Below are 16,014 nucleotides of genomic sequence, written 5' to 3'. Positions count from 1 at the left end.
TTATTTTCTCAAAAAATCAAATTTGAGAGAGCTGCTTTCCTGTTGTCTTTTTAGAGCAATTTTCATAAGTGTTTTCATACAAATGTTAGTTGAACGAATCGGGCCGTTACTGGCTGTTAGATCTCCCACTTAGCATTTTTATGTTTTCTTCATTCTTGAAGTGGGAGCCTTACGACGCACAGGACGTGCTAGTGCCGACAATGCCACAGGACGTGGCGCTTTTGTCGACCAGCCAGTTACACTGCGATAACCGTCAGGAAAGGATGCGATTGAAATGATTGTAAGAGAACATGATGATTCATTTATCATGATTGAACAGAATAACCATGCACATGTTTCCGGAGAAATAATGAAACATTGGAGAGCCAGCCTGTTTAAAGGAGAAATGTTTAAATCATCCGTAGATTATGCTATTTACAAACATGATATCGGTTGGGTACCTTTTGACAAACAGCCATTCTGGAATGATAAAGAGAAGGCGCCATATACGTTTGTCACTTTTCCTCCCCTGCCTAAAATCATCCTTTATAAAAATGGCATCGATAAGGCAGAGGAGCATGACAATTACGCCGGTCTTTTATGCAGTGAGCATTATAAACGGTTTCTTGTGAACAATACTTCTGATGAAGCCCAGGCTTTCGTACGACAGGAGGAGGAGCGTCAGCAAAGAATAATTAAAACGATCCCTGACTATCAAAAAGAATTGTTCGACTTTCATTATGCGATGGTGCAGCTGGGTGACAATATTTCCTTATATATTTGCCTAAATGAGCCGGGTGTTGCCAAAAAAGATGAACATAACTTCTTTAAAGACGGCATTCCACTCGCGAAGTCACTGGACCTTCCAGAGAAAATGCATCTTTCATGGGAAAATGATACTACAATCAACATGGACCCATTTCCATTCCATAAACCAATAACTTTTCATCTCAAACAAAAAGAAATAGCTAAAAAGGATATTTCCCAACATGGATTAATAAAAGTTTATAAAAATACACCTTATGAAGAATTAACAATGAAGCTTACAGCTAATAATGAGTACGAATCATAGGAATGCCTCCTCTTCCAAGAAGGGGGTTTTTATATTATCTTCATAAATGAAGGAACTGTTCCTTTTCTTCTTTTCTTTTTAACCATATTCATCGCTTTTCTTGTTTGTACCGCACTTTTTCTCACCTGCTCACGTCGTCCTTCTGCAATACTTTTCGCCATTTCATAATGATATCCATACATAACCCTCATCCCTTTCGGTGTCTTCTAACTTAATGATAAATTCTTCAGCCTTTTTTGACATCGTCATCCAGAATGAAGTTCCATCATCATAAATACCGATTTTTTGAGAAGGTTTTATAAGTCTGCAGACGGAGGTGACAAGTGAAAATATTTTCTTGTACCTCATCCTGAAAAAACAGGGTTTATTTCAATCTCATCGGGCACACTAGTAAACAGAAAATATTTAAAAAGGGTGATATATGTTGGAAAAAGACCAATCAAAGAACAACAAGGAGCAGTCAAACATAGAAGAAGAAGATACGCTGACAACAAGACAGGGACATCCGGTCACAAATAACCAAAACATACGAACCGTTGGCAATCGCGGACCGGCTATGCTGGAGAACTATGACTATATTGAAAAAATCAGCCACTTTGACAGAGAAATGATTCCCGAAAGAGTCGTCCATGCCCGCGGTTCTGGTGCTCATGGCTATTTTGAAACATATGGTACGGTCGGAGAGGAACCTGTATCCAAATATACCCGTGCAAAGGTTTTTCAGGATAAAGGAAAGCAGACACCTGTTTTCGTCCGTTTTTCCACCGTGGTTCACGGGATTCATTCGCCGGAAACCGTTCGCGACCCTAGAGGATTTGCTGTTAAATTTTATACAGAGGATGGAAACTGGGATCTGGTAGGAAACAATATAAAAATATTCTTTATCCGGGATGCCATGAAGTTCCCAGATATGATCCATGCATTCAGACCGGATCCTGTCACCAATTATCAAGATAACGAACGCTTTTTTGATTTTTGTTCCAGCTCTCCTGAATCCTTTCATATGGTCACATTCATTTATTCACCTTGGGGCATTCCGGCAAATTACCGGATGATGCAAGGTTCAGGCGTGAACACATACAGATGGGTAAACCAGGAAGGAAAAGCCGTATTAGTGAAATATCACTGGGAACCAAAACAGGGTATTAAAAATCTGACACAAAAAGAAGCAGAAGAAATTCAAGCTAAGAATTTTAATCATGCTTCCCAAGATTTATATGAAGCGATTGAACAAGGAGATTATCCGGAATGGGAAATGTTCGTGCAAATTATGGAAGACGGACCACATCCTGAGCTTGATTTTGATCCACTTGATGATACAAAGATCTGGCCAGAGGATCAATTTCCATGGAGACCTGTTGGTAAAATGGTATTAAATAAAAATCCGGAAAACTATCACAACGAAGTAGAACAAGCCGCTTTTGGAACCGGCGTGCTTGTAGATGGACTCGATTTTTCCGATGACAAAATGCTTCAGGGACGGACGTTTTCTTATTCTGACACGCAGCGCTACCGGGTAGGTCCAAATTATTTACAATTACCAATTAATGCGCCTAAAAAACGTGTTGCAACAAATCAGGAAGGTGGTCCAGCAAGATATGAAAATGAAAAAGCACCTGGACAAAGCCCTCATATCAATTATGAACCGTCTGTTTTAGGAGGATTAAAGGAAGCAGAACAAGCCGGAAAAGAACATACTCCTTATGTAGAAGGAAACATTGTCAGAGAATCCATTGACCGAAATGACAACACAAAACAGGCCGGTGAAACTTTCCGCTGGTTTGAAGACTGGGAAAAAAATGAGCTTATTTCCAATCTCGTAGGGGATTTGTCTCAATGTGACCAGCGTATTCAGGACAAAATGATCGCCCTAGCTGAAGAAGCAGATGAAGAATATGGCCGCCGACTAAGAGAAGGACTGGAGAATGCGCCCAAAGATGGTTCCAGCATGAACCCGCTAGGTGCTAAAGATGCTGAAAAAGCACCAGGAGAAGCTATCGAAAAAGGGCATGATTCCGAGCCCTATTAAAAGACCTTGGGATCTCCGTTTAACTCCATTTATCACAAAATAAACCGTAGAATGCATAAGGGATTGGAGAACTCCAATTCCTTTTTCCTTTACCCTTTACTATAAAATTGTTTGCCTCAGCCAACAATTTGCGCTCTCATATTTCCATGCTGTCCGTTTTATAGTATACTAAATAATGATCATACATATATCGAGGAAGGAGAATCAAAATGCCTATTCCAAGTGATCATTCCAAGCCCATTCGCCAGTCCGCCAAAGAAAGCGCATTCAATCAACTGCAGCAATGGATAATAGATGGTACTTTATTACCTGGTGAAAAGCTGAATGACAATGAAATTGCTAAAGCTTTAGGGATCAGCAGGACTCCTGTCCGGGAATCTTTGCAGTTACTTGAGGTACAAGGATTTGTAAAAATGTATCCGGGAAAGGCTACGCAAGTAACAGAGGTAGAAAAAGAGTCAATTAATGACCTGCTCCCACCTTTAGCGGTTTTGCAGGCATTAGCTGCTGAATTAGCCACCCCTCATTTAAACGATGCCATACTGGAACAATTGGAAAGCATAAACGACCGCTTTAAAGAAGCAATTCATACGGAAAATTATTATGCGGCGTTAAAAATAGATGAAGAATTCCATCAGGTCATTGTTGATACATCCAACAATAAATATATTCATAATATTATTAACGACTTGCAGGCACATGTTCGAAGACAATTTTATCATAATTCCATTGTACTTACGGAAAAATCGATAGAAGAACACACCATGATCATTAAATCAATGCGGGAAGGAAATGGCGAAAAAGTTTCCTCCATCATGAAGGAAAACTGGCTTAGAGCTATTGAAGAGTTTCGTTCTGTTAATAAAGGCTAAGTGATAAAAAGTAGAGGGATAGCTTTTTCAGGGCTATCCCTTTTACTATGTTATTATCATAAGAATCAAGGCAAATTATTTGGAATAGAGGAATAGCAGCTCTCGCCTAATTTATCCCTTATTCTTATTACGATCGGCTTCATAATGCAAAACAATTACTCCATTAGGTAACTTCTTTGTCTCTATTAATTTTAATGCTGTAGAAGTTTCGTGACTTTCAAAAAGTCTCTCACCTTGGCCAAGAACAATGGGAAAGATCATCATATGTAATTCATCGATAAGGTCATGCTGCATCAACGAATTTACCAATTCCCCACTTCCGTGAATCGCGATATCCTGACCAGGCTCCCGCTTCAGACTTTGCACTTCTTTCATAAAATCCCTTTTAAGAAGGTCAGCGTTATTCCACTCCAATTTTTCTAAAGTTGAAGAAACAACGTATTTAGGAAGACTGTTCATTCGGTCAGCAAAGCCATCCTCATCTGTCATTGTTGGCCACGCAGCTGCAAACCCTTCATATGTTTTTCTTCCTAGCAATAAAGCGTCAGTTGCAAATAGTTCTTCTCGTTTATATTTCTCTGCTTCCTCACTCCAAAATAGCGGATTCCACTCATTTGGTGATTCCATCACACCGTCTAATGTTACAAAAGTAGTTGCAAATACTTTTCTCATAATACATCCCCTCCCTTTCTAACCTGATATTTCATGTACGTCACTTTCCTGGTGCCAATAACTTGTATTTTTTCCAGTGTCCTTTGCTTCACTTTGAAATCAAATAATCTAATACCAGAGTCCAAAAATACAGGCACCACATGAAGCTGAAATTCATCAATTAGTCCTGCTGTTGGATTACATTTGCTCCACCCGCTATGGAAACATCTTTATTTTCTGCAGTTTTCTTTGCCTATTCTAGCGCACCTTTAATTCCATCGTTCACAAAATAAAATGTAGTCCTCCCTTTTTTTACCAGCCTCTCCCGCTTTTCATGCGTCAATACAAAAACAGGCATGTGAAAAGGGGGATTCTCACCCCAATAATTTACTCCGCTGTCAAATATGCGTTTTTCCCATGACAATTGATCCTGTATCAGCTGATGATTCCTGCAAAATTTAATCATCTCTATTCTGTTCACCATCTTTCAGGCCATGCTGTTCTCTCCAGCTGGCAAGCTTATACACCCATTCATGAAGGTTTTTCCCTCCATTTGGATTATCAGGACTATCATTTGATCCAGCAATGAAGCCATCCAGAGAAACAGAGATATCAAATTTTACTCTCCCCATGTCTATTACCTCCAGTCATTCATCGAGTTCAATAAGGAAAGCTTTCATCTCATTGATTTTACCGTTTTTAAATTTATCCAGTGTATAAAGATCACAAAATGCATATGTTGCAGAGCTGCCATCTTCTTTTGGCATGCTCATTTTCCCTTCAATGACAGCAGTATTGCCATGAGTAATAATATTGTTTGTCACATAATTTTCAGCTGCCATCCCACGCATAGGTTCGAACATCTCGATGACTGCCTGCTTGCCCTGAACCGTATTGCTTCCTACCATTACCCACTGGATATCCTCTGCCAAATTATCAATTAAAAAATCAACATCCCCTTTGGCAAAGGCTTCATTTACTTTCTGAAAAAACTCCTGATTTTTGGTTATTGCCATTTCAGTTCCTCCTTATTTTTTAAGTACGTTCATAACGCAGATAAACCACACTGATATCAAATGTCTTTGTTTCAAGAAGCTTCAGATTGGTTATGCTGGTTTGCATTGGAAAAAAGGGCTTTCCACCGCCAAGGACAACCGGATGAATATATAAATGATACTCGTCAATCAGATCCATTTGCATAAACGATTCTGCCAGTGCTGCACCGCCAAGGCTCATTGACAGTCCTTCCTGTGCTTTCAGACGACCGACCTCCTCTGCAATATGCTCTTTTACAATCCTGCTGTTTTCCCCTGCAACCTCCAATGTAGTTGAGAAAACTACTTTAGGGGTTTTTTGCCAAGTCCTAGCATATTGCACTTCACTTTCCGTACTGGCAGCGTTTGTATCTGCTCCCTGCCAGTAGCCAGCCATATTTTCATACGTTCGTCTCCCGTAAAGATACGTATCAATAGTATTTTCCTCGCCCAGAAAGTGCTGGAAAAGTTCTGCGCCAGGAATACTCCAATCAATGTTCCCATCACGCGCTTCTATGTAGCCATCAAGTGAAAGCATCTGCGAATAAATTACTTTTCGGTATCCAGTTGCCATGGAGCTCCTCCTTTATTGTAAATTACTATAATCTCAATTTAGCACATACCTTATACGGATATTTCTTATCAATTGCTATGTTGAGACACTCGGGTGAAAAAGTTTTGTATTAAAAGTGGTAAGGAAATTAATATAGGTGGGTCATCAAGTCGCGGTTCTCGAAGTGTAAGCTGTTGCCGACCTGTAATGGCATTTGGATTTACCGTGACAGCATGTTCTGATTTTGCACGTAAATTTGTATGCGGAAGCAACATATCTGTTGTTTCCATTTCCCAGGTGACAGCCGTAGCCATGAGATAGTAGATTCCAGGTTGGACATTTTGAAAATGAAAATTACCTAAAGAAGAAAGTAATGTACCATAAAGAGGAAGACCCTCCGGGATCGGTTTGGAAAATAAACCAACCAAAATAATACCTCGAAAAGAATGCTCAGCCTGAATTGTCCCTTGTACTTCACTGCTTGTATAGACCGGTGGAGTATCATTTGACCAATCTGTTAAATTTTTTAATGAATTCAAATGGTAATCCGCCTGATGTCTGGATTTACGGAATTGAACAGGACTCACACCGACTTTTTGGGTAAACCGGGTAGTGAAGGTACCTAAACTTTGCTGGCCAACCTCCATTCCAATGTCACGTACACTTAAGTTTGTTTTTAAAAGCAGATCCTTTGCTTTTTGCAGCCGAATGGAGGAGACATAATAACGGGGCGGCACCCCTACTCTTTCTTTGAATATTCGATTGAAATGATATGGGCTATAAGCAGCATAATTGGCCAGCCTCTCCAGAGAAAGCTGATCATCTAAATGCTTGTGAATATACTTTATCACTTCATCTATTTCGGGGTAATCAATAGACATTTTTCTGACCTCCATTAAAAATTCTGAAAATAGATTTGTAATTATTTTATCATAATAGATTGATATTTTAATAGAAAAAATAAAAAAACGGCCCCTCACGAGAGTAACGGGTTTACTTTAATAGTAGGTATTCACCCTTAAACCATAGTTTTAATTTTTTCGTTATTTACATTTTTATTTGATGTATATGGTTTTTTCTAGTGTAAAAGACTGGAAAGGTATGGCAAGAAGTGTATTCACAGTAATCTTAACAAATCCCAAATGGAGAAACTGACTTTTTTAGTTCAAAATAATACAAGATGCAATAATTGAAATTTAGAAATTGTTGGAGAAGCAACTAAGCGCGTATCAATGGATTTGCGATCTCAACACCCCGATGTCCCCTGGCGTGAAATGGCAGGATTAAGGGATGTTCTAATTCACAATTACTTTGGAGTGGATAACGAGATTGTTTGGAATGTGGTTAAAAATGAGATTCCATTATTAAAAGATAAAATAGCAGATTTTCTGAGTCGTTTAGAGAAGTAAAAAGGCTGGATTTTAAATCTAAAGCCTTTTTATTTTAAGTTAAGGCTTAGAGATAAGTTTCTCTAAGCCTTTTAAAGTGTGATTTATACTGTAATCAAGTGCAAAAATAGTGTAAATTGCTTTGTGAATTATGATGCCATTTAACATTTAGCACCTCGCAAGTAAACCCGTTATCACGAGAGAAAACCGGTTTTTCATTAAAAACTTATGCTTCTGATGTAGAATTAGATACTTTTCTAACCCGGCTAATGACACCTGTGATAGCAATAACGATAAGTGCCGGAAGCAGCCAGCCCAATCCCTGGTCATACATAGGCAATGTATTTTCAAATAAGGAAATAAAAGGTTCCATCCACCCAAAATGAGCGATTCCAAGTGAATCAGTCAATGCCTTTAATCCATCAAATATACTGATGAAGAAAGTAACTGCAATCGTAGAAACATATACCATTCTATCATGATTAAATAAAGGTGATATAAATGTTAGCAGCATAAGTACGATCGCTAATGGGTACAGGAACATCAACACTGGTACAGAGAAAGTGATAATATTTGCAAGCCCAAAATTCGCAACAACAAACGTTAACGAAGAGAAAAATATAACGAATGCTTTATAGCTGATTTTTGGCAGCAGTGTATGAAAGTACTCTGAATTTGCAACAATTAACCCAATACTTGTGGTTAAACAAGCTAGTGTAATAACAATTGCTAACAGAATAGAACCAAATGTTCCAAAATAATAAGCAGCTGCATTGCTAAGTACTGGTCCGCCAGTTTCCGCAATTCCGAAAATTTGGGTGCTTGTTGCACCTAAATAGGCAATACCTGCATAAATTACACCAAGTAACAGAATCGCAATGACACCCGCTTTTGCGGTAGCATTAAGAATTCCCTTATTGGATTTAACACCCATCGAACGAACGACGTTAATCACGATAATAGCAAACACAAGTGAAGCCAGCGCATCCATTGTGTTGTATCCTTCCAGAAATCCGGTCATAAAAGCACCACTCTCATACGCTTCCTGCGGTGATTCTACGGCTCCCATCGGATTGAATACCACAAATGCCAACAAAAACAAAAGTAAAATAACGATTCCAGGTGCCAATATTTTTCCTACATTATCCACTATTTTTCGTGGTTTTAATGAAAATAATAGAGCAATTGCAAAAAAGATAATCGTAAAAATAAGTAAACCCGCTTGCTGATTTCCTTCACTTACAAATGGTGAAATTCCTACTTCGAATGCAACCGTCCCGGTACGGGGAGCTGCGAAAAATGGTCCGATAGTCAAATATAATAAAGACGTGAAAAATATCGCGTATCCCGGATGAACCCGACTTGCCAATTCCTGCAGATTTGCACTGCCTGAAAAACTCATGGCCATAATCCCGAGCAGCGGCAGTCCAACCCCTGTAATTAAAAATCCAAATACTGCCGGCCAAACATTTGTACCAGCGTTCTGTCCCAATTCAGCCGGAAAAATTAAGTTACCAGCCCCGAAAAATAATGCAAATAACATGACCCCTATTGCCAAATGTGCTGAAAATGATAGTTTCTCGTCTTTCATTTAAGTTCCCCTCCTGGTGGTTTTTTATATAATCCCTTAGGCTATATGCAATATATCAATGATAATTATCATACTATTTACCTAGTAAAAATGCAATATATTAACAGGGAATTTTTTAAATTTTTTACGAATCCTGTTAATTGATACGTTTTGATAATTGTGCTACTTACTTTTCTTTCTGAATTATATTAATGGTAATTATACTTATATAGGGAACTTAACGCAGTCGTCTGCCCTGTCACATTAATTATTTTTCTTTTCATATATTTCCGCGTATACTGGGATTTAATTGATACATTTTATCATACATAAAGAATGAAGGAGGTTATCATCATCGAATACGCAGACCGTCTTAAAAATCTGCCTTCCCAATTCTTTGCTGCCCTAGTTAAAAAGGTAAGTGCAGCTATTGATGAAGGCAGAGATGTTATTAATCTAGGACAAGGGAATCCGGATCAGCCAACCCCAAAACATATAGTAACAGCATTACAAGAAGCTGCAGCAGATCCAAAAACACATAAATATTCCGCTTTTAGAGGGATAAGAGAACTGAGACAGGCAGCAAGTGATTTTTATAAACGGGAATATAATGTGGACATTGATCCGCAAAAGGAAGTAGCCATATTATTTGGTGCAAAAGCAGGGCTGGTCGAACTTCCAATGGCCATGATGAACGAGGGAGAACTTATGCTGCTTCCTGACCCGGGATATCCGGATTACTTATCAGGAGCAGGGCTCGCCGGTGTCCGCTATGATTCTATGCCCCTTCTGGAGGAAAATGAATTTCTTCCCGATTACACAAAACTTACGGATGAACAAAAACAGCAGGCGAAAATGATGATTTTAAACTACCCGAACAATCCAACAGGGGCAACTGCCGACCTGGATTTTTTTGAAGAAACCGTAGCACTCGCTAAAGAAAATAACATTGCCATTGTGCATGATTTTGCCTATGGAGCACTTGGCTTTGATGGAAAAAAACCTGTCAGCTATCTACAGGCGAAAGATGGAAAAGAGCACGGGATTGAAATGTACACCTTATCGAAAACGTATAATATGGCCGGATGGCGTGTCGGCTTTGCTGTAGGAAATGAAAAAATGATAGAAGCCATCAACCTGATTCAGGATCACATGTATGTCAGTCTGTTTCCTGCTGTTCAAAAAGCTGCCGCTACAGCACTGAACGAAGATCAATCCTGTGTTGATGAGCTGCTTGCACTTTATGAAGAACGGCGGCAGGCATTAATTACGGAATGCAGCCGAATTGGCTGGGATATAAAAGCACCAAAGGGGTCCTTTTTCGCTTGGCTCCCTGTTCCAGATAATTTTACCAGCGAAGGATTTACGGATTTCTTATTGGATAAAGCTGATGTTGCCGTCGCTGCAGGGAATGGATTTGGCACATACGGGGAAGGTTATGTCCGTGTTGGACTATTAGTGGATAAAGAAAGAATCAAAGAAGCAATAGAGCGGATTGATAAACTTGATATTTTTTAACATAGAAGAAGACCATGCTTAATCAAGGGAGAGCAAGCATGGTCTTCTTCTTTTTAAATCATTTTCAAATACCGCATCCGGTAAGCATTCATGGCTGTTTCTCCTAATGTGTCCATCAGATTATGATTTGCATATGCGCCGACAATTGCACCAAATCCGGGAACTAGCTGCAGCATTTTAATTAAATCAATATAATCACGATATTCCTGTTGGAACACGCGCCAATCCATATCAGCGAGTTTTTCCTTTTCCTGCTCCCAGTTTTCAATAATATAAAAGGTATCCTTCCGTCTTTCATCACTGGAAAAAGCAAGCTGGAATATATGAAGTATGAACAAGCGCTCCTCATATACACTTGCATCATAGCCATATATTGCGGCTGATTCAAACAAGAACTTCATTTTTATCGATAAAAGCAACGGAAAATCCGCAAGTCCAAGGAAAATACCTCCTGCGCCTGTTCCCGCTCCTTCAATCACCGCTGTTTTACGATACGATGTTAATTTTTCCTTGGCAAGTTCATCCCTGGAAAATAATGAAAGTTCCACTGACTGAGGCTTCTGAGTTGTCATGTTTGATCCAACCAAAGTCGCCTTCACCATGTTTTTAATACTATCAGTAATAATATGATGGGCCTTCTCAGGAATGAAGCTATTCATTTTCGTCTGCGCTTTTTTGGACAGTTGATTAAACAGACCGGATTTTTTCAACACCTTATTCCGCCATACAAGCAGTTCTTCATAGACTTTTGTTTCATATTCCATGCAAACCATCCTTATTCTTCTATACTTAATGATACGTTTGAAGCAGGAAAAAGGTTTCGGTTATGGTTTGAATAAGGAATTGACTTCACGTGCGTGATCTGGTGCGTTTCTTCCAAAAATAAAACGCCCCAACAACAATAACTGCACCAACCACCCCATATAAATAAATCTGCTGGGAGCGGAAAAATTCATAAAAAGCTTCCGTATTACCGCTGAAATAATGACCTAGCCAGAGCATAATCATACTCCAGGGATAAATTCCCAGAAAGGTTAATAAAAAGAATCTTATCGGATTCACTTTACTCAATCCAGCTATATAAGAGATATAATTGCCAACCCCAAATGGCCGGGACAATGCAATACTCCAAGTCCCGTAGCGATTAAAATAATCCTGGCCTTTCGCTAATTTTCTTTTCACCCTTTCCGGAAATTTAGACTCAAGTATTGCCGCCAAATAAAATGGAATAAGACTGGCACTGCTGTAAAACAAACTCATACCCACGGCAATAGTAACAATCTCGATGAGTCCAGGTGAAAGCAGATATCCAAATGTAAGTGCTATAATCACACCAGGTATAGGTATGGAGGATCCTTCTAAAAACATTGCCAAATATAGACCGGGAAGCCCTATGGCATTTAGCCAATCCAGAAACTGCTGTATCAATAGCATGTCACTTCTTTCCATAACCGGGTCTGTTTTATTTTCTCTCGGAGTTTTGCTTCCTATACAGAGGAAATGGATCCAGATCAGATTTTAAGGGACCGAATAAAAGTGCTCTTTCCCCGTTCGGACACTTATACGAATTCTATACTACAGAACAACGCGGATCTTCTTCATTTTATTATTACCTAAACTACCAAAATGAATATTTCCACCACTTAATTTTCTATTCAAAAATTTGAAGTGGGGGTTTCTAACGTATCGACACATTCCCGCTTAACGTCAGTGGAGCTGTCACATTGGTGAACTATTTACACCCAGCCCCTCTATACCATCGGTCTCGCCTTTGGTACTTCTTTTAAATAATTCTGGGTTGCCAAACATTTACGGAGTCCGCAGTCAGCACTTGTTTTTTTGGTGACTTGCCCACAAATTTTCTAAATATGTTCGCCGCTCCGTTAATATCGGCATTTAACAGTGATCCTTTACAAGTACGATAAAGTCCACGTTTCACTCGTTTTCCAGTGAACACAGGAGTACCCTTCGTGTCATTATATACAGGGATATCATCCCCATCTATAAAACTCGCTTTTGATGTGTACATTCTTCTATCGTGATGACACGAATCCCGCATTTTTCCGCCTTGTATGTAATCATGTTGATCAGCATGGCATGCGGAATGCCGACAAATGCTTGATTACTTTTTTTGCCAATATTTATTTTTTGCTTCCAGCCTTCGTTTTTTCCGATAATAATTGTGTCTACCTTTTCTTCCAAGGCAAGATTCACAATTTTATCGCAGTGTAACTGGCTGTAAGACTCCCACTTCAAGAATGAAGGAAACATGAAAATTCTAAGTGGGAGATCTAACAACCAGTAACGGCCCGATTCGTTCAACTAACATTCAGTGGGGGATGAAAAGAAAACCCCCACTGAATGAAGTTTCACTTTATGGCTGGCTTTATGAAAGATGTCCTTTAGCTTTCGGTGCCTAACCTGATGTAGCCGTTCCAACCCCTTTGACGTGAAAGATCCTTCATTTGATGTCTTCCCATGACGAAGAACCCCCAATAAATGCGCTTTTTGTTTGTTGTAATATTGATTGATCGATTTTACATTTCCGCCTTTTATTATAAAGGGAGATGTACCCGTATTTGTCACACCGGAAACAAGGTTATTTATACCCAAATCCAGTGCCATACATCTATTGCTATCCGTTGGTTCTATCGCGTCATATTCTACTTTTCTTACTAATTCCACCACATAGTGACCATACTTGGGAATGATGCGCACTTGCATTAATTTTCCTTCTGCCATTCCCAATTTGCCAATATTAAGTTTTAGTTTTGTCTTCGGGAACTTTAAATATTTCTGTTCTTTGATGCAGCAGTCCTGGTTGGTGAAAATAATATCTTTCTCTGAGGTGCGGGAATGCGAGGTCTGGCGTTGTACTTTACCGGGTGATCTTTGTAATCTCTTAAGCTGGCATGAAAACTTTTCCAATTTTGAAAAACGGCTTTCATTACCCATGGGCTGCTCTGTATTGGTAAGGAAAGATAATCTGGTTGTTTAATTACATGAAATAAGCTGTTTAGAAAGTTATAATGAAGATATGGTTTTTCTTTTGTTAGTGCTTCAAATAGGTTGCATGTGACTTCTTTTTGCTTTTCAACAGGCTTTTTACTTTCTTTTTCCAGCCTGCGTTGATAGGCCTGTTGCTGTTTTTCGTTCATTGGCTCTAAGTTTTGACGGATGGTTTCCAAAACTTCTTGTTGTAACGGATGCAGTGTGTTTTCACCTTTTAATCCCGTAAAAACCTGTCTGATATAAAAATTTACTGCATTATACATATTTTTTGCATTTTGGCACATTTGGTTTAAGTATGGGTGCATGCGATGACCCGGCTTGATCCAGATTTGGTCCGTTTTATAATAAAACGTTTGATTCTTTTTGATGAGACTTCACCTCCCACAAAGAATATATGTTCTTTTTATTATAGCACAGACGTTCTTGATCGGGAAGTCGGATCATTTGAATTGGCATAAACCAACCCTGATCCGAAGTCGATTCACCCCCACCCTACTCACATGGTTCCTTGAGATGGGGTACTCTCGACTGGGGTTGATAGAGCCCTCCATTTGAAAGACTCTACCAAGGTTATGTCAGCTGCTGTTCGGCAAACTCACGATAAAGTGCATGGTTTTTACTTAATTCCTCATGAGTACCGCTGCCAGTCACCCTACCTTTTTCAATAAAAATAATTTTATCAGCATCTACAATCGTAGATAATCTATGGGCAATGACAAAAGTAGTCCTTCCTTCCATCAACCGGGTTAATGCTTCTTGAACAGCGTGCTCGGATTGACTGTCAAGGCTTGCTGTTGCCTCATCCAGCATGAGAATTTTAGGGTCTCTCAAAAAAGCACGTGCTATATTAACCCGCTGCCTTTGTCCACCTGACAGTTTCACTCCCCGCTCTCCCACTTTTGTGTCAAGCCCCTCGGAAAATGTTTTAATAAATTGATCAGCATAAGCCATTTCAGCAACTTCCCATAACCGTTCCTCGGGTATCTCTTTGGCATTTTTCAAACCGTATGTTAGATTTTCCCGAATTGTTCCAGCCATCATGGCACTTTCCTGAGACACATACCCTATTTGACTGCGCCAGGAATTTAAAGACAACTTGCTGATCGGGGTATCTCCTATCAAAATTTCTCCTTCTGTTGGCAAGTAATATCTTTCAACCAAACCGAATAATGTAGTTTTCCCGCCCCCGCTTGGTCCTGCAAAAGCAATTTTTTCCCCGGGGCGGGCTGCCAACGAAATATGTTCAAGTACCGGTTCATCCTCATAGGCAAAGGAAACATTGGATACCCGTATTGGCAAGTTTGAAATATCCTTTTCTTCCCCTTCCCGTCCGCTTTCCTCGGGTACTTCCAATATTTTAATAATCCGCTCTGTGGCACCTTTACCTTTTTGCAGTTCCGTGAAAAACATGGCAAACGATGTAATCGGCATAATAATCTGGAACAAGTACAGAAGGAATGCAACGAGAGAACCGGTTGACATCGAACCCTCTGCCACACGAATCCCGCCATAGCCGATAATTACGACGATCACAAGCATCATGATCATGGACATAAAAGGACCGATTAACGCAAAAATCTTCGCTTCTTTTAATCCGTAATTATACATTTTCAGAATGCCTTTTAGCCCTTTCTCCTCTTCCGCTTTTTCCGCCGTGGAAGCTTTCATTAAACGGGCTTCGCCAAGTGTCTGCTGGATTTCCCCAGTGAAATCTGCTGTTTCATCCTGCAGCCCTTTTGACACTTTCGCCATCCGCCTTCCCAGCGGCATCATGACCAACATCGTAACTGGCAAGGCAATCAACATAAGCAGCGTCATTTTCCAATCCATAATAAGCAGGATCACAAGTGCACCGACAATCGTAATGATACCGGTAATGAATTGTGGGAAATGCTGGGAAATCAAATCTTTCACAATACCTGTGTCATTTACAACACGGCTGACGGATTCCCCGCTTTTGGTTTTGTCAAAATAAGTTACCGGCAGCCGGATCAGCTTAAACCACATCATCTCACGCATTTTTGCAACAATTTTCTGCCCGACAGCAGCCAGCAAATAGGTTGCTATTCCATCTGCCAGCGCTTGGAGAATAAACACGACAACCAGAATAACTATTAGCGTTGTACTTATAGCCTCTATTGAAAAACCATCAACCAGTTCTCTTGTAAGGAGCGGTATAGACAGTCCAACGAGCATGGTTATCACACTGCTTATAAGACCAATTATCAGTGCTGCTTTTGGTATATTTGTTGATAATACTAATGAAATAAAAGGCTTTAAACCTTGTTTTTGTTTTTCCATTTTATTCTCCTTTTCAAATCGGATTCTTCTATTTA

Annotated in this window: 18 protein-coding genes; 5 read left to right on the top strand and 13 right to left on the bottom strand. The window is 39.6% G+C overall.

The features are described from left to right. Window positions 1-274: 274 nt before the first annotated feature. Window positions 275-1,051 carry a DUF3891 family protein gene (locus ACDX78_RS13085; protein WP_486028542.1) on the top strand — a complete coding sequence of 259 codons (777 nt, stop codon included), beginning with the start codon at window positions 275-277 and terminating at the stop codon, window positions 1,049-1,051. 29 nt (window positions 1,052-1,080) lie between these two features. Here the strand turns inward: ACDX78_RS13085 and ACDX78_RS13080 are convergent, their stop codons facing one another. Beyond that, window positions 1,081-1,233 (bottom strand): hypothetical protein, encoded by a 153-nt coding sequence (locus ACDX78_RS13080; RefSeq protein WP_486028540.1) that lies wholly within the window; start codon window positions 1,231-1,233, stop codon window positions 1,081-1,083. Between the two features lie 239 nt (window positions 1,234-1,472). Between ACDX78_RS13080 and ACDX78_RS13075 the strand changes: the two genes are divergently transcribed. Further along, a complete protein-coding gene (locus ACDX78_RS13075) occupies window positions 1,473-3,080 on the top strand; it encodes a catalase (RefSeq protein ID WP_486028538.1) in 1,608 nt (535 codons plus the stop codon). A gap of 209 nt (window positions 3,081-3,289) precedes the next feature. Beyond that, window positions 3,290-3,952 carry a GntR family transcriptional regulator gene (locus ACDX78_RS13070; RefSeq protein WP_486028536.1) on the top strand — a complete coding sequence of 221 codons (663 nt, stop codon included), beginning with the start codon at window positions 3,290-3,292 and terminating at the stop codon, window positions 3,950-3,952. 111 nt (window positions 3,953-4,063) lie between these two features. On the opposite strand, the gene ACDX78_RS13065 is transcribed toward ACDX78_RS13070, so the two are convergent. From ACDX78_RS13065 to ACDX78_RS13045, 5 genes are all read right to left on the bottom strand, one after another. After that, window positions 4,064-4,624, bottom strand: a complete 561-nt coding sequence (locus ACDX78_RS13065) for a dihydrofolate reductase family protein (protein WP_486028534.1) — start codon at window positions 4,622-4,624, stop codon at window positions 4,064-4,066. Window positions 4,625-5,061: 437 nt separating this feature from the next. Next, window positions 5,062-5,235, bottom strand: a complete 174-nt coding sequence (locus tag ACDX78_RS13060) for a hypothetical protein (protein WP_486028532.1) — start codon at window positions 5,233-5,235, stop codon at window positions 5,062-5,064. Window positions 5,236-5,250: 15 nt separating this feature from the next. Further along, on the bottom strand, window positions 5,251-5,619 hold the full coding sequence (locus ACDX78_RS13055) for a nuclear transport factor 2 family protein (RefSeq protein WP_486028530.1): 369 nt from the start codon (window positions 5,617-5,619) through the stop codon (window positions 5,251-5,253). A 19-nt stretch (window positions 5,620-5,638) separates the two neighbouring features. Then, window positions 5,639-6,211 carry a dihydrofolate reductase family protein gene (locus ACDX78_RS13050; protein WP_486028529.1) on the bottom strand — a complete coding sequence of 191 codons (573 nt, stop codon included), beginning with the start codon at window positions 6,209-6,211 and terminating at the stop codon, window positions 5,639-5,641. Between the two features lie 68 nt (window positions 6,212-6,279). Further along, window positions 6,280-7,071: a helix-turn-helix domain-containing protein gene (locus ACDX78_RS13045; protein ID WP_486028527.1), complete on the bottom strand. Its 792-nt coding sequence runs from the start codon at window positions 7,069-7,071 to the stop codon at window positions 6,280-6,282. Between the two features lie 321 nt (window positions 7,072-7,392). Between ACDX78_RS13045 and ACDX78_RS13040 the strand changes: the two genes are divergently transcribed. Next, window positions 7,393-7,599: a HepT-like ribonuclease domain-containing protein gene (locus ACDX78_RS13040; protein WP_486028548.1), complete on the top strand. Its 207-nt coding sequence runs from the start codon at window positions 7,393-7,395 to the stop codon at window positions 7,597-7,599. Between the two features lie 205 nt (window positions 7,600-7,804). On the opposite strand, the gene brnQ is transcribed toward ACDX78_RS13040, so the two are convergent. Further along, window positions 7,805-9,169 (bottom strand): branched-chain amino acid transport system II carrier protein, encoded by a 1,365-nt coding sequence (brnQ, locus tag ACDX78_RS13035; RefSeq protein WP_486028526.1) that lies wholly within the window; start codon window positions 9,167-9,169, stop codon window positions 7,805-7,807. A gap of 333 nt (window positions 9,170-9,502) precedes the next feature. On the opposite strand from brnQ, the gene ACDX78_RS13030 reads away from it, so the two are divergent. After that, the gene (locus ACDX78_RS13030) at window positions 9,503-10,666 is read left to right on the top strand and encodes an aminotransferase class I/II-fold pyridoxal phosphate-dependent enzyme (RefSeq protein WP_486028546.1); all 1,164 of its coding nucleotides are present in this window, start codon (window positions 9,503-9,505) and stop codon (window positions 10,664-10,666) included. Window positions 10,667-10,719: 53 nt separating this feature from the next. Here the strand turns inward: ACDX78_RS13030 and ACDX78_RS13025 are convergent, their stop codons facing one another. The 6 genes from ACDX78_RS13025 to ACDX78_RS13000 all read right to left on the bottom strand — a co-directional run bounded on the left by ACDX78_RS13025 (window position 10,720) and on the right by ACDX78_RS13000 (window position 15,979). Next, window positions 10,720-11,430: an EcsC family protein gene (locus ACDX78_RS13025; protein WP_486028524.1), complete on the bottom strand. Its 711-nt coding sequence runs from the start codon at window positions 11,428-11,430 to the stop codon at window positions 10,720-10,722. An 85-nt stretch (window positions 11,431-11,515) separates the two neighbouring features. Then, window positions 11,516-12,115 (bottom strand): DedA family protein, encoded by a 600-nt coding sequence (locus ACDX78_RS13020; protein ID WP_486028522.1) that lies wholly within the window; start codon window positions 12,113-12,115, stop codon window positions 11,516-11,518. Window positions 12,116-12,667: 552 nt separating this feature from the next. Continuing rightward, on the bottom strand, window positions 12,668-12,868 hold the full coding sequence (locus tag ACDX78_RS13015; RefSeq protein WP_486028520.1) for an IS200/IS605 family accessory protein TnpB-related protein: 201 nt from the start codon (window positions 12,866-12,868) through the stop codon (window positions 12,668-12,670). A gap of 120 nt (window positions 12,869-12,988) precedes the next feature. After that, window positions 12,989-13,390, bottom strand: coding sequence for a transposase (locus ACDX78_RS13010; protein WP_486028518.1), 402 nt, complete (start codon window positions 13,388-13,390; stop codon window positions 12,989-12,991). 62 nt (window positions 13,391-13,452) lie between these two features. Beyond that, window positions 13,453-13,941, bottom strand: a complete 489-nt coding sequence (locus ACDX78_RS13005; RefSeq protein WP_486028516.1) for a hypothetical protein — start codon at window positions 13,939-13,941, stop codon at window positions 13,453-13,455. A 307-nt stretch (window positions 13,942-14,248) separates the two neighbouring features. Then, window positions 14,249-15,979 carry an ABC transporter ATP-binding protein gene (locus ACDX78_RS13000; protein ID WP_486028514.1) on the bottom strand — a complete coding sequence of 577 codons (1,731 nt, stop codon included), beginning with the start codon at window positions 15,977-15,979 and terminating at the stop codon, window positions 14,249-14,251. Between the last annotated feature and the right edge of the window lie 35 nt (window positions 15,980-16,014).

This window comes from Virgibacillus oceani, assembly GCF_041521345.1.
Lineage (GTDB): Bacteria > Bacillota > Bacilli > Bacillales > Amphibacillaceae > Virgibacillus_N > Virgibacillus_N oceani_A.
This window is presented reverse-complemented; position numbering and strand designations above follow the sequence as displayed.